General features: G+C 73.0%; 17 protein-coding genes. 9 read left to right on the forward strand and 8 right to left on the reverse strand.

Annotated elements, in window-relative coordinates:
- Positions 1–42: 42 nt before the first annotated feature.
- Positions 43–2,046 carry a tetratricopeptide repeat protein gene (locus HHX40_RS18985; protein WP_182881622.1) on the forward strand — a complete coding sequence of 668 codons (2,004 nt, stop codon included), beginning with the start codon at positions 43–45 and terminating at the stop codon, positions 2,044–2,046.
- A gap of 4 nt (positions 2,047–2,050) precedes the next feature.
- Here HHX40_RS18985 and HHX40_RS18990 read toward each other — a convergent pair whose 3' ends face one another.
- Positions 2,051–2,512 carry an NUDIX hydrolase gene (locus HHX40_RS18990; RefSeq protein WP_310738183.1) on the reverse strand — a complete coding sequence of 154 codons (462 nt, stop codon included), beginning with the start codon at positions 2,510–2,512 and terminating at the stop codon, positions 2,051–2,053.
- 74 nt (positions 2,513–2,586) lie between these two features.
- On the opposite strand from HHX40_RS18990, the gene purU reads away from it, so the two are divergent.
- Entirely contained in the window at positions 2,587–3,435 is an 849-nt protein-coding gene (purU, locus tag HHX40_RS18995; RefSeq protein WP_182873712.1) for a formyltetrahydrofolate deformylase, read from the forward strand.
- Here the strand turns inward: purU and HHX40_RS19000 are convergent.
- Complete coding sequence (locus HHX40_RS19000; RefSeq protein ID WP_182881623.1) at positions 3,432–5,495, reverse strand: prolyl oligopeptidase family serine peptidase; 2,064 nt, start codon at positions 5,493–5,495, stop codon at positions 3,432–3,434. The genes purU and HHX40_RS19000 overlap by 4 nt on opposite strands.
- Positions 5,496–5,796: 301 nt before the next feature.
- Between HHX40_RS19000 and HHX40_RS19005 the strand changes: the two genes are divergently transcribed.
- The 4 genes from HHX40_RS19005 to HHX40_RS19020 all read left to right on the forward strand — a co-directional run bounded on the left by HHX40_RS19005 (position 5,797) and on the right by HHX40_RS19020 (position 9,440).
- Positions 5,797–6,306, forward strand: a complete 510-nt coding sequence (locus HHX40_RS19005) for an HNH endonuclease (RefSeq protein ID WP_111700845.1) — start codon at positions 5,797–5,799, stop codon at positions 6,304–6,306.
- 7 nt (positions 6,307–6,313) lie between these two features.
- A complete protein-coding gene (locus tag HHX40_RS19010; protein ID WP_182881624.1) occupies positions 6,314–7,132 on the forward strand; it encodes a GNAT family N-acetyltransferase in 819 nt (272 codons plus the stop codon).
- Between the two features lie 37 nt (positions 7,133–7,169).
- Positions 7,170–7,385, forward strand: coding sequence for an FmdB family zinc ribbon protein (locus HHX40_RS19015; RefSeq protein ID WP_111700843.1), 216 nt, complete (start codon positions 7,170–7,172; stop codon positions 7,383–7,385).
- A 285-nt stretch (positions 7,386–7,670) separates the two neighbouring features.
- Positions 7,671–9,440, forward strand: a complete 1,770-nt coding sequence (locus tag HHX40_RS19020; RefSeq protein WP_182881625.1) for an alpha/beta hydrolase domain-containing protein — start codon at positions 7,671–7,673, stop codon at positions 9,438–9,440.
- A 150-nt stretch (positions 9,441–9,590) separates the two neighbouring features.
- Here the strand turns inward: HHX40_RS19020 and HHX40_RS19025 are convergent, their stop codons facing one another.
- On the reverse strand, positions 9,591–10,085 hold the full coding sequence (locus HHX40_RS19025) for a helix-turn-helix transcriptional regulator (protein WP_182873708.1): 495 nt from the start codon (positions 10,083–10,085) through the stop codon (positions 9,591–9,593).
- 163 nt (positions 10,086–10,248) lie between these two features.
- Here HHX40_RS19025 and pip point away from each other — a divergent pair, with 163 nt between their 5' ends.
- On the forward strand, positions 10,249–11,208 hold the full coding sequence (pip, locus tag HHX40_RS19030; protein ID WP_182881626.1) for a prolyl aminopeptidase: 960 nt from the start codon (positions 10,249–10,251) through the stop codon (positions 11,206–11,208).
- Positions 11,209–11,252: 44 nt separating this feature from the next.
- Here pip and HHX40_RS19035 read toward each other — a convergent pair whose 3' ends face one another.
- Positions 11,253–11,483, reverse strand: coding sequence for a hypothetical protein (locus HHX40_RS19035; protein WP_220499256.1), 231 nt, complete (start codon positions 11,481–11,483; stop codon positions 11,253–11,255).
- 12 nt (positions 11,484–11,495) lie between these two features.
- Here HHX40_RS19035 and HHX40_RS19040 point away from each other — a divergent pair, with 12 nt between their 5' ends.
- Positions 11,496–11,783 (forward strand): hypothetical protein, encoded by a 288-nt coding sequence (locus HHX40_RS19040; RefSeq protein WP_182881627.1) that lies wholly within the window; start codon positions 11,496–11,498, stop codon positions 11,781–11,783.
- Between the two features lie 77 nt (positions 11,784–11,860).
- On the opposite strand, the gene ilvD is transcribed toward HHX40_RS19040, so the two are convergent.
- Both ilvD and HHX40_RS19050 read right to left on the reverse strand, forming a co-directional pair.
- Entirely contained in the window at positions 11,861–13,699 is a 1,839-nt protein-coding gene (gene ilvD / locus HHX40_RS19045) for a dihydroxy-acid dehydratase (protein ID WP_182881628.1), read from the reverse strand.
- Between the two features lie 98 nt (positions 13,700–13,797).
- A complete protein-coding gene (locus HHX40_RS19050) occupies positions 13,798–14,499 on the reverse strand; it encodes a nuclease-related domain-containing protein (protein ID WP_244302161.1) in 702 nt (233 codons plus the stop codon).
- Between the two features lie 273 nt (positions 14,500–14,772).
- Here HHX40_RS19050 and HHX40_RS19055 point away from each other — a divergent pair, with 273 nt between their 5' ends.
- Positions 14,773–16,200 carry an amidase gene (locus tag HHX40_RS19055; RefSeq protein ID WP_117409534.1) on the forward strand — a complete coding sequence of 476 codons (1,428 nt, stop codon included), beginning with the start codon at positions 14,773–14,775 and terminating at the stop codon, positions 16,198–16,200.
- A 4-nt stretch (positions 16,201–16,204) separates the two neighbouring features.
- Here the strand turns inward: HHX40_RS19055 and HHX40_RS19060 are convergent, their stop codons facing one another.
- Both HHX40_RS19060 and HHX40_RS19065 read right to left on the reverse strand, forming a co-directional pair.
- Complete coding sequence (locus HHX40_RS19060) at positions 16,205–17,173, reverse strand: hypothetical protein (RefSeq protein WP_182881629.1); 969 nt, start codon at positions 17,171–17,173, stop codon at positions 16,205–16,207.
- Positions 17,174–17,182: 9 nt separating this feature from the next.
- Positions 17,183–18,667, reverse strand: coding sequence for a DUF2207 family protein (locus HHX40_RS19065; RefSeq protein ID WP_182881630.1), 1,485 nt, complete (start codon positions 18,665–18,667; stop codon positions 17,183–17,185).
- Position 18,668 lies beyond the last annotated feature (1 nt).

An 18,668-nucleotide genomic window follows, 5' to 3' on the forward strand; every position in this document is an offset into this window, starting at 1 on the left:
AACGACGAAGCTCAGCGGCACGTCGAGCGTCATTCACAAGGGGTGAGGCGCCGCCCGAACCACATCTGGGTCCGGGGAGACCTCGCCCGGGACCGCGTGGCGGCGCTCCGCGCACTGGAGACGCCTCCCCCTCTGGAGCCCGTCGTGAACGGGCACCGCCGGCTACGCGGTCCGTACACGATCGGCGGTGCGCTCCTGCGCGCCATCGTTCCGGCCGCCTTGGAGCGTTCCCCGGACCTGGTGGCGGACCACGACATCGAGATCCGCGCGGTCGCGCCCAGCCTGCGCCCGCTGGTGCCGGCCCGCCGCCAGACCATCGAGGCCCGCCTTCCCGAGGACGAGCGGATCCTCGTCCCCGCGCCGCGTCGCACGCTCAGGATCGCCAACGGGATCGCGGAGTTCGTCCGCGACCATCTCGCGGAGCCGCGCACGCTGCTGGCGGACAACCTGCACGAAGCCGATCCGGCGGACCGGGAACTGCTGGGTGTCCTCGCCCGCCGGGTGCCTGATCTCACCCTGGCGCTGGGCTCCGCCGAGCCGGCGTGGGAGGGCATGCGGCCGGTGGAGGCGCTGCCCCTGGACGGGCCGCCGGACGACTACCTGGCCTCGGACTGTACCTCCGACGACCCCCGCGCCTACCGGGCGTATCTGGCGCTGGCGCCGGAGGAGCGGGCGCGACGGCACGTCCTGCGGGCGGCCGAGCTCAGCGCCGGCGCCGAGTCGGCGGAGAGCGCCCTCGGCGCGGTGCCGTACCACCTGGAGCACGGCGGCGACCCGGACGCCGCCGCGCGGGCGCTGTGGGCGGCGGTGGACCACTGCGTCGCCGAGGGCTTCCTGCACGCGGTCGTGGAGCTGGGCTCGCGCGGGCTGCGGCTCTGCGAGCCGGGGTCCGGCCTGTGGTGGCGTTTCGCGCACCGCACCGCGACCGCCCTGGCCGGGCTCGGACGGCGTGCGCAGGCGCAGGAGCTGTACGACCAGGCGCGGAGGGGCAGCGTCGATCCGGTCGTCCACGCCGCCGCGGCGTACGGCACGGCGATGCTGGACGCCCGGGACCGCGACCCGGAGCGACGCGACCTGACGAGGGCCAGGGCGTGGATCAACGAGGCGATCGCGATCTCGACGCTGCTGCCCGACCGGCGGGAGCGGGCGTTCAAGCTCGGCTTCGACCAGAACGGCCGGGCGCTCGTCGAACTGCGCGAGGGGCGGCTCCGCGAGGCGCTCGGCCTGGTCGAGTCGGCCCTCGACCTGGCCGGGCGCGACCTCCCCCCGGACGTCCATCCCCAGCACCGGATGGTGCTGCACGCCAACCGCGCGCAGCTCCTCGCGCGCCTGGGCCGCCGGCGGGAGGCGCTGGCCGACCTCGACGTGGCCATCGGGATCGACCCGGTCTTCCCCGACCACTACCTGGACCGGGGAAACCTGCTGCTGGAGATGGGGCGGACCGAGGCGGCGCTGGCCGACTACGAGACCGCGATGCGGGTCAGCCCGCCGCTGCCCGAGGCGTACTACAACCGGGCGGAGCTGCGTCTCGCCGCCGGGGATCTGGAGGGCGCGCGGGCCGACCTCGGCCACGTGCTCGACCTCGACCCCGGCTGTCTCGACGCGTACGTCAACCGGGCCGGGATCCTGGAGATGCTCGGGGAGCACGAGGCCGCCAGGCGGGACGTGGAGGCGGGGCTGGCCCTGGACCCCGGCAACGCGCACCTGCACGGCGTGCTGGGGCAGCTCGAGACGGCGGCCGGACGTTACGCCGAGGCGCGGCTGGCGTTCGACGCGGCGCTGGCCACGGACGCCCGCCTGGCCTCGGCCTGGGCCAACCGGGCGACCCTGCGCTTCGAGACCGGCGACGCCCCGGGAGCGGTCGAGGACCTGACCCGGGCGATCGAGCTGGGGGAGGACGCCGCCCTCTACTTCAACCGCGCGACGGCCCTGGACGCGCTCGGCCGCCGCGGTGAGGCGCTGCTCGACCTCCGCCGCGCGCTGGCCCTCGCCCCCGGCGACCCCGACGTACGCGCGGCGCTGGAGCGCCACGAGAAGGAGCGCTGACCGGTCAGAGCGCGACGGCGAGCAGGCGGTCGATGATCCCGGGCAGCTCCAGCGGATCGAGCGGCTCGGGCAGCGCGGAGAGGGCGGCGATCTCGTGCCAGGCCAGTCCCAGGAGGGCGCCGCTCTCCTCCTCGGTCAGCGCGGCCGAGGCCACCGGCGGCGCCGTGCCGAACCGGGCGAGGTAGAAGCGCTCGGTCTTCACGTAGTGCCTGCCGAGCCAGTGGAAGTCCCGGTGGACCGGCACCCACCGGTCCAGTACGGCGTCGCCGGGCAGGCCGGTCTCCTCCCACAGCTCCCGGCGGGCCGCCTGGAGCGGCGACTCGCCGGGCTCGATGCCGCCGCCCGGGGGCTCCCAGAACGTCCGGCCGGCGAGCGGGTCGTGCCAGCGCATCAGCAGCACCCGCGAGCGGTCGTCCACGCACACCACCCGCGCGGCCGGCCGGTCGTCCGTCATCGCCGTGTCCACGCGCCCGCACCCTCCGGGTGAGTGCCCCTACCCTGGAACCCGGTACCGACTTCCCTCTGAGGATCTGACTGAGCATGAGCGCTGATTACGTGCTGACCCTGTCCTGCCCGGACCGGCCCGGAGTGGTCGCGGCCGTGTCGGGGCTGCTGGCCCGCCGGGGCTGCAACATCATCGAGAGCCAGCAGTTCGGCGACCCCGTCGCGGAGCGGTTCTTCATGCGGGTGCAGTTCGCCGGCGAGCCCGCGATCGACGAGCTGCGGGCGGAGTTCGCCGCGCTCGCCCCCGAGTTCGCCATGGACTTCCAGCTCTTCGACCTCGCGGCGCGGACGCGGGCGCTGGTGCTGGTCAGCCGGTTCGACCACTGCCTCAACGACCTGCTCTACCGGGTGCGCTCGGGCCTGCTGCCGATCGAGATCGTGGGAGTCGCGTCGAACCATCCCGACCTGCGCCCGCTCACCCAGTCGTACGGGGTGGACTACCACCACCTGCCGGTCACGCCGGAGACCAAGCCGCGGCAGGAGGCGGAGATCCTCACCCTCGTCGACCACTACCAGGCCGACGTGGTCGTGCTGGCGCGTTACATGCAGGTGCTCTCCGAGGAGATGTGCGCCAAGCTGGCCGGCCGGATGATCAACATCCACCACTCGTTCCTCCCGTCGTTCAAGGGTGCCAAGCCGTACCACCAGGCGTACTCGCGCGGGGTGAAGCTGATCGGCGCCACGGCGCACTACGTGACGCCCGTCCTGGACGAGGGACCGATCATCGAGCAGGAGGTCGCGCGGGTGAACCACACCCACTCCCCGGAGGACCTCGCCGCGATCGGCCGCGACCTCGAATGCCAGGCGCTGGCCCGGGCCGTCCGCTGGCACGCCGAGCACCGCGTGCTGCTGGACGGCCACAAGACCGTCATCTTCCCGCGTTAGGACACCTTCAGGCCGGTGTGCCGGGCCAGGAACGCGAGCTGGTCGGCCACGAGCTCGACCGACCTGCTCACCGCCCTGGCGCCGTGCCCGACCTCGGTCTCGTTGCGCAGCAGGATCGGCCGGTCGCCCGCCTGGGCGTGCTGCAGGGCCGCGGCCGTCTTCCACGCGTGCAGGGGGTGGACCCGGGTGTCGGAGCCGAACACCGCGAACAGCGTGGCCGGGTACGACACCCCCTCCCGCACGTGGTGGTACGGCGAGTAGCTCCACAGCCAGGCGAACTCCTCCGGCACGTCGGCCGAGCCGTACTCGACGTTCCAGGTCGCCCCGAGGCCGAACTTCTCGTAGCGGATCATGTCGAGCAGGGGGGCCGAGCAGACGACGGCCGCGTACAGGTCGGGGCGCTGGGTGAGCGCCGCTCCGACGAGCAGGCCGCCGTTGGAGCCGCCGGAGATGGCGAGCCGGTCCTTGCTGGTCACGCCGGTGGCGATGAGGTGCTCGGCCGCGGCGTGCAGGTCGTCGAAGACGTTCTGCTTCTTGCCCAGCATCCCGTCCCGGTGCCACTGCTCGCCCTCCTCGCCGCCGCCGCGCAGCTGGGCGACGGCGTACACGCCGCCCGCCTCGACCCAGGCGAGGGTGGTGGCCGAGAAGCCGGGGTTCATCGGCACGCCGAAGCCGCCGTAGCCGTACAGGATCGTGGGACGGGGCCCGGAGCCGGGCCGCGAGGTGACCAGCATGCGCACCTCGGTGCCGTCCTTGGACCGGTAGACGACCTGTTCGGTCGTCGCCTCGGGCACCTCCACCGAGCCCGGGGGCGCCTCCCAGAGCGTCGTCTCGCCGGTGAGCGCGTCGTACCGGAAGACCGCGGTGGGGGTGATGTCGTCGGTGTAGCTGAACCAGGCCTCGTGGCCGCCCTCGGGACGTTCCAGGATCCCGCCGACGGACCCCAGGCCCGGCAGCGGGACGTCACCGATCCGCTCGCCGGTCTCCAGGGCGTGGAGGGAGATCTCGCCGATCGCGTGCCGCGTCCACCCGACGAGCAGGACGGGCTCCGGCATGCCGTCGAGGATGGCGAAGTCGGACAGCACCGCCTCGGGGTCCTCGGGGATGAGGTCGCGCCAGTGCTCCGGGCCCGGCGTCTCGGGGGAGGTGACGCAGACGCGCCCGCGCGAGGCGCCGAGGTCGGTGAAGACGTAGAGCCGGCCGTCGCGGCCGAAGTGGACCCCGGTCTGGGCGTCGACGTCCTGCTGGACGACGACCAGTTCCGGCGCCTCCGGCGAGGAGGCGGCGAGGTCGGCCACCCACAGGTCGTTGCGCGGCGCGGTGCCGCGCGAGGCGGAGATCGACAGCCGGCGGCCGTCGAGGGAGACCGACACCCCGTAGTAGTTGGTCTTCTCCAGGCCCTCGCCGAAGATCATCACATCGTCGTCGGGGGACGAGCCGACGCGGTGCAGGTAGATGCGCCGGTGGAACTGCTCCTCACCGGCCGGGACCTCCGACGGCGCGAGCCTGCGCACGTAGTAGTACGCCTCGCCGCCGGGAATCCAGGCGACGGGGGAGTAGCGGCAGCGGTCGATCGGCCCCTCGACCGGTTCTCCGGTCGCCACGTCGACGACGTACAGGCGCGACTCCTCGTCGCCGCCCACGGAGATCTGGTACGCGAGCCGGTCGCCCTCCTTGCTCGGCTGGTAGGAGTCGAGGGTGGTCAGCCCCGAGGGGTCGAGGACCGTGGGGTCGAGCAGGACGCGCTCGCCGGCCTCGTCCGCGACGTACAGGACCGGGTGCTCCTGCTCCGGGGAGCGGCGGGTGAAGAAGCGGCGCTCGCCGCGCCAGGACGGCGTGCCGACCGATCCCGACCGCAGCAGCTCGGCCACCCGCCCGCGGAAGTGGTCGCGTCCCTCCAGCTCGGCGGAGCGGAACAGGGTCTCCTGCGCGTCCAGCCACTCCTTGACCTCCGGGTCGTCCGGATCCTCCAGCCAGCGGTAGGGATCGGGAACCGGCGTTCCGTGGAGGTCGTCGACGATGTCGTCACGGCGGGCGGACGGGTACTGCGGTCGGCTCATGCTGGCACTTTAAATCAGGTGAGGGACTGGGGCGGTACATCGGCCGTACCCGGCCAAGACTGGAGTAAAGGGATGATCGGCTGGGCATAGAAGCAGCAGGCGTTCCCGCCGTTCACTTCATGGACCCCGGTTATGGGGTGGCGGAGGGGCCGTCGAGAAGGCCACACTTTGGTGAAGGGCGGTGCCGTGGTGACGATCCGCTGGGCCGTCCGGCGGAGGTCCCTGTGACGGAAGCATCCGGGTCCCAACCAGCGGGGCCACAACCCAGGCGCACAGCCGAGGCTGCTGCGGAGGTCGGCTGATGCGCCAAGTCCTGCTTTTGAACGCCACGTACGAGCCGCTGACCACACTCTCCCTGCACCGGGCGGTCATCCTGGTGCTGAGAGAGAAGGCGGACGTCATCCACCGGGACGGCCGGGGAGCGGTGCTCCGCTCGGCCACCCGGACGCTCGACGTCCCCTCGGTGATCCGGCTGCGGCGCTACGTCCGCATCCCGTACCGGACGCGTATCCCGCTCACCCGGGCCGCGCTGATGCGCCGGGACAACTTCCGCTGCGCCTACTGCGGCCAGCGGGCCGAGACGATCGACCACGTGATCCCGCGCTCCAAGGGAGGCCCCCACACCTGGGAGAACTGCGTCGCCTCGTGCATGCCGTGCAACCACCGCAAGGCCGACCGGCTGCTGGAGGAGCTGGGGTGGGCGCTGCGCGTGGCCCCGGCGGTGCCGCACGGCGCGCACTGGCGGCTCATCGGCGCGCAACTCGACGGAGACCCGCAGTGGGCGCCCTACCTGGTGGAGACGGCGGCGTAACCGCGTCATGACGTGGACGATCACCTCCGGGGTGGAGGAGTACGCCGCGGCGGCCGAGCCCTGGCTGTTGCGCGATCCCGTCCGCAACACGGTCGTGCTGACCGTGCTGCGCGGGATCCGCACCGGCCAGTTCGCCGAGGACCTCCTCATGGGCTGGCTGACCGGCGAGGAGGGCGCGGTCGCCGGCGCCTTCTGTCACACGCCGCCTCGGCCGCTGCTGCTCGGGGACGTGCCGCCCGGCGCGCTCCCCGCGCTGGCGGCCGCGCTCATCGAGCGGGACCGGGAGATCGCGGGCGTGACGGGTCCGGTCGTCGCCGCGGAGACCTTCGCCGGGGCGTGGTGGCGCCCGGCGACCGGCCGTACGTCCCAGCGCCTCTACCGGCTCGGCGCGCTGCGCCCCCCTTCCGCGAAGGGGAAGGCCAGGATCGCCGGGCAGGACGACCTGCCCCTCGCCGTACGGTTCTTCCGGGAGTTCCAGGAGGAGGCGCACGTCGATCGCGGCGCCGATCCCACGCCGGTCGTCGCCGTCCGCCTCAACCGGGACGAACTGCTGTGGTGGGAGGACGAGGACAGGCCGGTGTCGATCGCCGGGGTCTCCGCCCCGATCGCCGGCATGTCCCGGATCGGGCCCGTCTACACCCCGCCCGGCCTGCGCGGCCGCGGGTACGGCAGCGCCGTCACCCACGCGGCCACCAGGAAGGCCCTCGACGAGGGGGCCACCGAGGTGCTGCTGTTCACCGACCTGGGCAACCCGACGTCGAACTCCATCTACCAGCGGCTCGGCTACCGGCCCGTCGCGGACTACGTCACCGTCCACTTCGAGTGAGGCGCCCGCCTCCTCGGATCGGCCGTACTCTGGACGCATGCCTCGCTATGACTACCGTTGCCGCGCGTGCGGATCGACGTTCGAGCTCAACCGCCCCATGGCCGAGGCCGGCGACCCGGCGGTCTGCCCCTCCGGCCACGACGACACCGTGAAGCTGCTGTCCACCATCGCCGTCACCGGCAAGGCGTCCGGTGCTCCCGCCGCGCGCCCCGCGGGCGGCGGCTGCTGTGGTGGAGGGTGCTGCGGGGGATGACCCCCGAGCCGGACCCGCTTCGGATCGGGTCCCGGCGGTACGGACGGCCCGCGGGCGTGTGGAAGACACGCCCGCGGGCCGTCCGCGTTCCACGGCTGAGCGGTGAGCGGGCTCTGCCGTGAACTCCGCTTTGTCCATGCTGAGACGAACTTTTGACTCTCAAACATAAAGTCTGTGTTAATCAAGACTATCTTTCGACTTTCGTGGAAGTTAGTCTCTGCCTCAGAGACACCCCCGGCGCGGGCGCTCCGCCCGCGCAGCCTCTCTCTCAGCGAGGTGACGTTCTTGCCTGCTCTCCTTCCTCCTCTTCGGAACGTCCGCAGAAGCCTGATCGCGCTGGGCCTGGCCGGCGCGCTGACCATCCCCCTCTGCGCTCCGGCGAGCGCGACAGGTCCCGGCGGGACGCCCGGCGGACCACCTGGCGGACCACTCGCGGGCGGCCCCGCCGCGCCCCGCCCGTCCACGGCGACCGGCGAGAGCGTCGCGAACCCGGTGCTCACGGGGCCGATCGCGAACACCTCCCCGGTCGGTAGTCCCCAGCACGGGTATCCGTTCCTCGCCACCGACGTCGACCTCAGGTCGGCGGGCTACGTCGAGCAGGAGTTCTTCGTCTCCGGCACGGCGACGAGCTACGCGACACGCGGTACCGGCACCGCGACCGTGGTCAGCACCGGCAACCCGTACCGCACCCGCATCGTCGTGCGCCGCCCGGCCGACGCCCGCGCGTTCAACGGCGTCGTGATCGCCGAGTGGTACAACGTCAGCAACCAGTGGGACCAGGAGGTCGACTGGTTCCAGTCCCACGAGCACCTGATCCGGGAGGGGTACGCCTGGGTCGGCGTCTCCGCGCAGCGCGCCGGAGTGCACTCCGTGACCGGGCTCAAGGCGTGGAGCCCGGACCGTTACGGAACGCTGGACGTGACCGCGGGCGGGACGGTCGGCGACGACAGCCTGTCCTACGACATCTTCAGCCAGGCCGTGAAGGCGGTCCGCAGCCCCACGGGCAAGAAGGGCCCGCTCGGCGAGCTTCCCCGGCCGCGATACGTGATCGCGACCGGCCACTCGCAGTCGGCCGGCCGTCTGGCGAACTACTACAACGCCGTCCAGCCGCTCGCGAACGTCCTCGACGCGGTCGTGCTGCACGGAGGCGGGGGCGTGCTGCGCACCGACCTGCCGACGCCGGTGTTCCGCGTCAACTCCGAGGGCGACGTGAGCGGCGGCATCCTGCCGGCGGCCGCCCGCGCCCAGGCCGACTCGGCGATCCTGCGCAGCTGGGAGGTGGCCGGGGCGTCGCACGGCGACTGGAAGCTCATCCGGGACTACGGCCCGCTGCGCAAGCGGGACATCGGCAGCTATCCCGGTGGTTACCCGGGCGAGCCGCAGACGTGCGCGCTGCCCTCGCTGTCCCGCATCCCCCAGCACATGGTGCAGAACGCCGTGTACGACCACACCCTCGCCTGGATCGCCTACGGCGTGCAGCCTCCGGCGGCACCCAAGATCCAGATGACGGACACGGCTCCGCCGGCGATCGCACGGGACTCCCTCGGCCTCGCGCTCGGCGGCATCCGCCTCGCACAGCAGGAGGCGCCGCTGCGGATCAACACCGGCACCAACACCGGCCCGGGCTTCTGCTTCCTCGACGGCAGCTCCCTGCCGCTGACCGGCGCGCAACTCGCGCAGCTCTACCCGGCCACGCGGTCGTACGCCGACAAGGTGGTGGCGACCACGCTCGCCGATGTCGCAGCCGGGTACATCTCGCGGTCGTTCACCCGCGATCCCGCCTGGTACTCCGAGATCCGCGACCTCGTCGGCGAGTACGTCGCCTCCGGCGCCATCACCGAGGCGGTCGGGGCGAGCCTGGAGGACCGTCTCCGGCACGCCGAGCGGGCCGGCCTCGCGGGCGACGAGCCCCCCGCGATCGCGCACCTGCGGCAGCTCGCCGATCGGGCGGGCAAGCAGATCAAGGACGCCGCGGCGCGGGACGGCGTGCTGCGGGTGACCCAGGCGCTCGCCGACCTCCTCACCGAGGCCCGGAAGCTGGACCAGCGGCACTAGGTCGCAGGCTCCTGCCGCAGCGGCCCGGAGACATGAAACCGGGGCACGGTGCAAGACGAGTAGCCGGACGGGCCCGCAGGCGTGCCGCCCACGCCTGCGGACCCGCCCGCTACGGCATCGGTCCGCTACCGCATCGGGGGAATGAGCGGGTCAGGCGGCCGTCGGGCGCCTCACCCGCGGCCGGCGTTGGAACGGCAGGTAACGCTGCGGCAGGTGCGCGCGGGCCGGCAGGTCGGTCGGCTCGACCGCCAGGATCCGGTCGAAGCGGAACGCCCTGATCGACCGCCTGAGGCGGCACCAGCCGACCAGGTACCAGAACTCGCCGTGGACCATGCAGGTCACCGGCTCGACGTCGCGGACCGACAGCCGGCCGCCGGCGTCGTGGTACTGGATGCGGATCACCAGGCGTGCGGTGATCGCGTTGGCCACCGCCCGCACCCGGCGGGCGACGTCGGTGGGGAGCGGGGTCGTCAGTGTGGTGAGGGTCGTGGCGATGACGTCGTCGTCCAGTTCGAGGTGCTGGAACGCGTGGCGCAGGCCGCGCCGGGCGGTGACCGACTGGGGGCCGGCTCCGAGGTGAGCGAGGGAAAGGGCGAGGGCGGCGAGTTCCTCGGCGGTCAGCGTGTGCCGAATGACGTTGGCCATGCTTCGACAATAATCATCAGGACTGACATTTTCCCGAACGGGTGCTCGGAACAGCGGACAGGTTCACCTGACCGCGCGGCCACCTTCTCCTGACCCTGTCGCATGCCGCCACGACCGCCTTAATCGCTTTCCGGTCCGGGCCGCCGACTGTAGTTTCTCCGTCGTGCATCCTCCGATCGAGCCCTACGACCACGGGCACCTGGACACCGGCGACGGTCACCTCGTCTACTGGGAGGTCTGCGGGAACCCCGAGGGCAAGCCCGCGCTCGTCGTCCACGGCGGGCCCGGCTCGGGCTGCACGCCCCGCCAGCGGCGGGCCTTCGACCCCGGGCGCTACCGGATCGTTCTCTTCGACCAGCGCAACTGCGGCCGGAGCCTGCCCCACGCGAGCGACCCGGCGACCGACCTCACGACGAACACCACCCACCACCTCGTCGCCGACATGGAGCGGCTGCGCGAGCACCTCGGCGTCGACCGGTGGCTGCTCTACGGCGGGTCGTGGGGTTCCACGCTCATCCTCGCCTACGCCGAGGCCCATCCGGAGCGGGTGTCGGAGATCGTCCTCGCCGGTGTCACCATGACCCGCCGCTCCGAGATCGACTGGTTGTACCGGGGCGTCCGCCGCTTCCTCCCCGAGCAGTGGCAGCGCTTCCGGTGCGGCGTCCCCGAGGACCGGCGCGACGGCGACCTGCTTGCCGCCTACGCGCGGCTGTTGTCCGATCCCGACCCGGACGTACGGGCCAGGGCGGCGCACGCCTGGACGGCGTGGGAGGACGCGGTGATCGCGCACGAGGTCAACGGCGCGCCGAACGCCTACAGCGACCGGCCTTCCCCCGCTCTGCAGGCGTTCGCCAGGATCTGCGCGCACTACTTCTCGAACGCCGCCTGGCTGGAGGAGGGTGTCCTGCTCCGCGACGCGCACCGGCTGGCGGGCATCCCCGGAGTGCTCGTCCACGGCCGCCTCGACCTCGGCGGTCCGCTGGAGACCGCCTGGCAACTCGCCCGGGCCTGGCCGGACGCGCGTCTCGTCGTGGTGGACGACTCGGGCCACACCGGCAGCGACGCGATGCGCCGGGAGATCGGGGCGGCGCTGGACCGGTTCGGAGCCGCGCCGCCCGGCTGACGACCGGCGCCGAACCCGGTGACGGTGTCGGTGCGGCAACGGGGTCAGGTCGCGGGCCCCAGCGGCGTCTCCACCGCGCGGGCCGCCGTGCCGGCGTCCGGCGCCGGGGCGGGCTCCTTGAGCTCCACGAACAGGGAGTGGGTCGTGGTGTCGCCGATGTTCTCGCCGGAGTGCTCCTGCGCGTCGAGCCACCGCACCTGGCCGGCCTCCAGGGCGAGATCCACCTGGCGGCCGCCGGCCGTGAGCCTGCGCCTGAACGAGGTGAGGGTGATCATCACGCTGTCCGGATGACGGTTCGGTGCGGTCCTGTCGCCGGGCCGGTCCCGATACTGCAGGACGCGGACCCGCTACGCAGCACCCACCCGTGGCTCGACGTCCGCGGGCTGGCCGTGGCGATCCGGTCCGCGACGGGGATCGAGTCGCTGATCTGGCTCACCGACATCGCCGGGTTCACCCGCGAGCAGGCGGTGCTGACCATGCGTCAGTCGGCCTGGGCGCTGCTCGCGGCGGCGCTGCCCGGACACCCCGGAGAGCCGCTGACGGCGAAGGGCGCCGCGGAGGAACCGGACGCCTGAGACGAAGGAGAGCCGTCTCCCGCAGAGGCCCGCGCGACCCCGCCGTACGGCACGCGGGCCCGGTGACGGTGTCGCGGTCAGCGCGACAACTGGGTCAGGTCGCGGGACGCGCCGGTCGAGGCGGAGGTGGTGAGCGCCGCGTACGCCTGCAGCGCGGCCGAGACCGTCCGCTGCCGGTCGCGCGGCCGGTAGCCGCCGAGGTCGGCCAGCAGCCGCTCGCGGCGGGCGGCCAGCACGTCCTCGGCCACCTTGAGCTCGATCGAGCGGCCCGGGATGTCGATCTCGATGACGTCGCCGTCCTCGACCAGGGCCATCGTGCCGCCCTCGGCCGCCTCGGGGGAGGCGTGGCCGATGGACAGGCCGGACGTGCCGCCGGAGAAGCGGCCGTCGGTGACCAGGGCACACGCCTTGCCCAGGCCGCGGCCCTTGAGGAAGCTCGTCGGGTAGAGCATCTCCTGCATCCCGGGGCCGCCCTTGGGGCCCTCGTAGCGGATGACGACCACGTCACCGGGCTTCACCCGGTTGCCGAGGATGCCCTCGACGGCGTCCTCCTGCGACTCGAACACGACGGCGGGGCCGGAGAAGCGCCAGATCGACTCGTCGACTCCGGCCGTCTTGACGACGCAGCCGTCCTGGGCGAGGTTCCCGTACAGCACGGCGAGCCCGCCGTCCCGGGTGTAGGCGTGGTCGAGGTCGCGGATGCAGCCCTCGGCGCGGTCGAGGTCGAGGGAGTCCCAGCGGGCGTCCTGGGAGTAGGCCTTGACGGTCCGCACGTTGCCGGGCGCCGCGTGCCACAGCTCCATGGCCTCCTCGGTGACCTCCGGAGACTTCGGGTCCCACTTGGCGATGTACTCGGCCATGGAGGAGGAGGACACGGTCGGCAGGTCGCGGTGGATCAGGCCGGCCCGGTCCAGCTCCCCGAGGATGCCGGGGATGCCGCCCGCCCGGTGCACGTCCTCGACGTGGTACTTGGCCGTCGCGGGGGCGACCTTGCACAGGCACGGCACCCGCAGCGACAGCTCGTTGATCTCCTTGAGCCCGAAGTCGACGCCCGCCTCACGCGCGGCGGCCAGGATGTGGAGGATCGTGTTGGTCGATCCGCCCATGGCGACGTCGAGCGCCATCGCGTTCTCGAACGCCTCGCGGGTGGCGATGCTGCGGGGGAGGACCGACTCGTCGTCCTCCTCGTAGTAGCGCCGGGCGAGGTCGACGATCCCCCGGCCGGCGTTCTCGAACAGGGTCTTGCGGGCCGTGTGGGTCGCCAGCGTGGTGCCGTTGCCGGGCAGGGCCAGGCCGATCGCCTCGGCGAGGCAGTTCATCGAGTTGGCGGTGAACATGCCGCTGCAGGACCCGCAGGTCGGGCAGGCGTTCTCCTCCATCTCCAGCAGGTCGGCGTCCGACACGCTCGTGTCGGCGGAGGCGATCATCGGGTCGATCAGGTCGAGCTTGCGGCCCGGGACCTTCCCGGCCTCCATCGGGCCGCCGGACACGAAGATCGTGGGGATGTTGAGCCGGAAGGCGGCGAGCAGCATCCCAGGAGTGATCTTGTCGCAGTTGGAGACGCAGACCAGCGCGTCGGCGCAGTGGGCGTTGACCATGTACTCCACCGCGTCGGCGATGAGCTCGCGGGACGGCAGCGAGTAGAGCATGCCGCCGTGGCCCATCGCGATGCCGTCGTCCACGGCGATCGTGTTGAACTCGCGCGGGATCGCGCCCGCCTCGCGGACCGCGCCCGCCACCACCTCGGCGACCTCGCGCAGGTGCACGTGGCCGGGCACGAACTGGGTGAAGCTGTTGGCGACGGCGACGATCGGCTTGCCGAGGTCGCTGCCCGCTACGCCCGTGGCCCTGAGCAGCGCGCGGGCGCCGGCCATGTTCCTGCCGTGGGTGACAGTGCGGGACCTGAGAGCGGGCATCGAGGGACCCCCATCCGGAGACGTCTGAGTCTTCAAATGGTACGGCCAGTGCCCGGCTGCCGAGACCCGGTGTCCACCTCCCGGGACGGCGCGCCGTCCTACTCCGGGTAACGCGCGGGCAGCACGCGCTCGGCGGCGCGGTAGATCGCGTCGATCTCGGCGGTGGTGAGCGACCTCTCCCGCTTGGTGATCCACTTGCGGACCAGGCCGCCGGAGAAGACGTCGACGTCCCGGATGTTGAGGATGCGCCAGGGGATCGCCGGCCCGTAGATGGCCAGGGACGGCACCACGGTGATCTCCCGGCCGAGCGCCTTGCTGATCAGGTCGCTGGCCTGGGCCGCCTCCCACCGGGCCTCGTCGAGGCGGGGCTTGCGGTTGAAGGGCCCGTGGAAGAGCTTGCGGTGCGTCTGGACCCTTACGGGCAGCCGCTTGTCCCACTTCTCCGAGTCCACCGCGTACACGCCGGTGGGCCCGACGACAAGATGGTCGATCTGCGCCTCGCTGCCGGGGATGGCCCGGGCGTGCAGCGTCAGGTAGCCGTTCCGCTCCAGCTTCTTGAGCTGGGCCTCGGTGCGGCGCTCCGCCGCCGAGGCCCGCCGCCAGGCGGGAACCGTGGACATGGTGCGCGCGCGGTAGACGGCGTCGGCCGCCCACGCGAGGATGGCCGCGGTGAGCCCGATCCGCCAGCCGCCCAGCAGAACGCCGAACACCACCCCCGCGGCGGCCGCGATCAGGGCGCGCCGGCGCAGGTGCCGGTATCTCGGGTCCTGCAGCAGGCCGCGGAGCGACGCCCGCTCCACCGGAGCGTACTCGGGGGGCGCAGCCGCCTCGGGCGGCGCCGAAGGGCGTTCCGCCTGCTCCGACGATTGGTCACCGACCCAGATGGGTGACGTATCGTGACCGTCTTCTGGCCTTAGACCGGTATCCACATCACTCACGGTAGTTGAGCCGTCTACAGCTTGCCTAGTGTTGAATGGTTCATACTTTTGTTGCCTGCATGAGCTGATTTGAAGCTCAGAAGGCCGGGTATCTTCTCTAGATATCCCCGGCCGGGCGGCCTACGGTTCGGAAGCGTGGCGCACATTCACGACCTTACCGCCCTTGAGCAGGCGGCAGCCGTACGAACGGGTGAACTCTCCCCCGTCGAGATCGTCGAGCACTACCTGGAGCGGATCGAACGGCTCGACCCCGGGGTGGGGGCGTTCGTCACGGTGACCGCCCAGCGGGCCCTCGACCAGGCCCGCGACCAGGAGGCCCGGATCGCCGCGGGGGACGCCGGCGACCACCCGCCGCTGCTGGGCGTGCCCGTTCCGATCAAGGACCTCAACTTCGTCAAGGACGTGCCGCTCTACTTCGGTTCGGCCACCTACGAGGGGTTCGTCTCTCCGGTGGACGACAGCGTGGTCGAGCGGCTGCGGGAGGCCGGGACGGTCATGCTGGGCAAGACCAGCACCCCGGAGTTCGGCCTGCCCTGCTACACCGAGACCTACGTGAGCGAGCCCGCCCGCACCCCGTGGGACACCGGGCGCTCCGCGGGCGGGTCGAGCGGAGGCGCCGCGGCCGCCGTCGCGGCCGGTCTGGCGCCCGTCGCCCACGGCAGCGACGGCGCGGGATCGATCCGCATCCCCGCCTCCGTCTGCGGCCTGTACGGCATCAAGCCCAGCCGGGGCCGGATCTCCTTCGCCCCGATCGTCCCCGACCTGGCGGGGCTGTCCACCAACGGGCCGCTGGCCCGGAACGTCGCCGACGCCGCGGCGCTGCTCGACGCGATGGCCCACCACAACCCCGGCGACCTCTACCACGCGCCGCCGCCCGCGCTGGGGTCGTTCTCGGCCTACGTGGGGCGCGACCCGGGCCGGCTGCGGATCGCCAGGTTCGCCGAGCCCGCCGTGCCGGGCGCGGAGGTCCACCCCGACGTGCTCGCCGCGTACGAGAGCGCATCGGCGGCGCTGGAGGCGCTCGGCCACGAGGTGGAGGAGATCGCGCCGCCGTTCGGCCCGGACATCGTGCCCGAGTTCGTCAAGCTGTGGTTCAGCTTCTCGTGCATCCACCCCGTCTCGAAGGAGCTCGAACCGAAGCTGCGCCCGCTCACCGCCTGGCTGCGCGAGCGGGGCCACGCGCTCTCGGCGCCCGAGTTCCTGCACGCGCAGTCGGCGCTCCAGCTCGCCACCCGCTTCGCGATGCTCGTCACCGACACCTACGACGCGGTGCTGTCGCCGACCGTGACCCAGCCGCCCGCGCCGGTGGGCTGGTTCGAGGACGTCGACTCCCCGGAGGAGACGTTCGAGCGGATGAAGCGGTTCGCGCCGTTCGCCGCCATCTACAACGTGAGCGGCCAGCCCGCGGTCAACCTGCCGCTCCACTGGACGCCCGACGGCCTGCCCATCGGCGTCATGCTGGCCGGCAGGTACGGCGACGAGGGCACCCTCATCTCGCTGTCGTCGCAGGTGGAGGCGTCCGTCGGCGGTTTCTGGGGCGACCGCAGGCCGGCCATGTGGTGACGACCTAACGCAGCAGCTCCACCACGTGCGCGGAGACGTCGGCGAGCAGCGTGGCGGGGCGCACCGGCACCGCCGCCACGGCGGAGATCAGGGCGGGCAGCCCCGGCAGCGGGAAGCCGTCGTCCGCGGTGACCGCGTGCGCCGCGTCGTGCTTGGCCAGCGCGGCGCGGCTGCGGTCCCACGCCTCCAGCGTCTCCTCCGGCGACGGCACGCCGAACCCGTGGCCGACCGGGGCGGCGTGGCGCAGCCGTACGAGCGGGGTGTCGGCGAAGGCCAGCGCGACGCGGCAGCGCGCCGCCAGGCCGCCGGCGTCCGGCACCCAGTCGAGGGCCCGGCAGGGGGTGCGGCACCGGCCCGCGCAGGTGCCGAGGGCCCCGGCCACCTGGCTGTGCTGCCGGTCGAAGTAGGCCCGCCAGCCCGTGGGCGGCTCCACCGCCACCCGCAGCGTCCGCTCGGCCGCCGACCGCTCGGCCCTGGTGTGGTCGCACTCGCGGTCGGCCATGGCCCCGAACCTGCTGCCGGGGGCGCGCAGGCCCTCCGGCCAGCGGGCGGGGTCGCCCGCGTGCCCGAGCGCGGGCTCGAAGGCCAGCAGCGGGAGATACTCGCCGCAGATGTGCACGGCCGCGATCATCGAGCTCAGCTCGCGCCGCCGCCAGCGGGCCTCGATCACCTCCAGGAGCAGCGCGTACGCCGGGCGCAGCGAGTCGAGCGCGCCCCGCGGCTGCTCCCTCGGCGTCTGCGGCATGTGGCAGGCGCGGGCACGGCGGCGCAGGTCGGCGGGCACGGTCTGGGCGTCGATCTCGGCCGCGAAGTCCTCGGCGTCGAGCGTGAGCAGCCGCTGGCCGAACTCGCAGACCGACGCAACCCGGGCCGCCCGCTCGTTCTCCCCGAGCACGGCCGGCGCGAGCGCGCCGACGTCGCCGAACGAGTACCTCCGGGCCAGGGCGATCAACAGGTCTCGGGCTGAGTGCACCCGACGACCCTACTCATTACGCCGGTGGCGGTATGGGCGGGTTTGATCAGTGGAACGCAGGGGCGCGGGATCGGGCAGGACCGGCACCTCGCCCAGGTTCTCCGGCGCGTCCACCAGGTGCTCGCCGGTGTCGTCGTAGGAGGCGGCGTTCCGGAGGCGCGAGCCCTCGATCACCTCGATCCGCCTGATCCAGCCGGTCCTGCGGCCCGCCGCGGCCCGCACCCGGTCGCCCTCGCGCAGGGGCTCCCACATGTCCCCGCCCAGGCACATCGCCCTGACCTCGCGGGCCCTGACCTCGGGGGCACGCCCTTCGTCGATCGCGCACCAGTAGGTCCACCTGGCGTTGTCGCCGCCCTTGCCGCCGTCCCGGAAGCGCCGCAGCCGTACGATCTGGCCCTCCACGGTGACCGGGCCGGTCAGGTCGGAGAGCGCGAACAGGATCGGCGGCCCGGCCACCGCCAGGCCCGCGAGGAGAGCGGCGGGCACGACGAGTCCGCGCGGCCACACGTCGAAGGCGGAGGCGGCCACCAGGAGCATCCAGGCGAAGAAGCCCGCGAACCAGCCGGCCGCGAGGCCCCGCACGACGACAGAGCCCGGCGACCGGCCCCACAGCAGGCGGGACGGATAGCGGACGTGGACGATGTGCCACATGCCGCCGTAGTCGGACCACGCGCGGCTGTCGTCGGCGGGGGTGCTGACCGGCAGGCTCGTGACGGCCCGCGGCGCCAGGCCGAGCGCGGCGGCGTACGCGAGGTGGCGGCCCCAGATCGTGACGGCGGCGGCGGGCTGCTCGGCGAACCGCCCGGTCGTCCCCAGGTGCGCGCGGACGCCGAGCCAGTGGGCGGCGGCCCTGGCCCCCTCGGCCGTGCCGCGCTCGCCGTTGAGCCGCCCCATGAGCGCCAGGAGACCGGCGAAGGAGACGACCGCCGCGCCGATCCCGGCCTCGTGGTCCTTGTCGGAGATGTTCGCCGCGATGCCGTTCGCCGCCGCCGGCAGCGCCGCCGCGACGGTGAGGAGCGCCGCGTGCGCCCTGCTCCAGCGCGCCCGGGACAGGCCGTGCTCCCGGGCCTCGGCGATCACCTTCCGGCGGAAGCTCTTCCACCACCGGCCGAGGTCGCGCGAGCCCTCGGCCAGCGCGCCCGTGGCCACCACCCCGTCGACGGCCAGCGCGCGGACGTGGTCGTAGACGAGCCGCTCGTACGGGCGCAGGCCGCCCGGTTCGCCCCGCAACCGGACGAGCGACAGCTCCGGCCCGATCTCCTCGACGCCGACGACGCCTCTCGCGGCGAGGTCCAGCAGGGTCGCCGAGGCCGCCTCGTCGCACAGTCGCCAGCCGCCGGTGATCAGGTCGACCACCGCGGGGGAGTGGGGGGCGAGATTCGCGGTGGCCGGTCCCGCCTCGACGTCCGGGTTCCTCGTCGCCGCGGCGAGCGCGAGCAGGAGCAGCAGCCACAGGCCGGTCACCGCCGCGGCGGCCGTCCAGGCGGCGGCCATG

It is taken from the genome of Microbispora sp. H10949 (assembly GCF_014161435.1).
In the GTDB taxonomy this organism is placed as follows: domain Bacteria; phylum Actinomycetota; class Actinomycetes; order Streptosporangiales; family Streptosporangiaceae; genus Microbispora; species Microbispora triticiradicis.

Bases quoted from the DNA above. Each gene is read 5' to 3' on its own strand.
- purU (WP_182873712.1), top strand. From the start codon at position 2,587: ATGAGCGCTGATTACGTGCTGACCCTGTCCTGCCCGGACCGGCCCGGA.
- HHX40_RS19000 (WP_182881623.1), bottom strand. From the start codon at position 5,495: ATGAGCCGACCGCAGTACCCGTCCGCCCGCCGTGACGACATCGTCGAC.
- HHX40_RS19005 (WP_111700845.1), top strand. From the start codon at position 5,797: ATGCGCCAAGTCCTGCTTTTGAACGCCACGTACGAGCCGCTGACCACA.
- HHX40_RS19010 (WP_182881624.1), top strand. From the start codon at position 6,314: ATGACGTGGACGATCACCTCCGGGGTGGAGGAGTACGCCGCGGCGGCC.
- HHX40_RS19015 (WP_111700843.1), top strand. From the start codon at position 7,170: ATGCCTCGCTATGACTACCGTTGCCGCGCGTGCGGATCGACGTTCGAG.
- HHX40_RS19025 (WP_182873708.1), bottom strand. From the start codon at position 10,085: ATGGCCAACGTCATTCGGCACACGCTGACCGCCGAGGAACTCGCCGCC.
- HHX40_RS19035 (WP_220499256.1), bottom strand. From the start codon at position 11,483: ATGATCACCCTCACCTCGTTCAGGCGCAGGCTCACGGCCGGCGGCCGC.
- HHX40_RS19040 (WP_182881627.1), top strand. From the start codon at position 11,496: ATGACGGTTCGGTGCGGTCCTGTCGCCGGGCCGGTCCCGATACTGCAG.
- ilvD (WP_182881628.1), bottom strand. From the start codon at position 13,699: ATGCCCGCTCTCAGGTCCCGCACTGTCACCCACGGCAGGAACATGGCC.
- HHX40_RS19065 (WP_182881630.1), bottom strand. From the start codon at position 18,667: ATGGCCGCCGCCTGGACGGCCGCCGCGGCGGTGACCGGCCTGTGGCTG.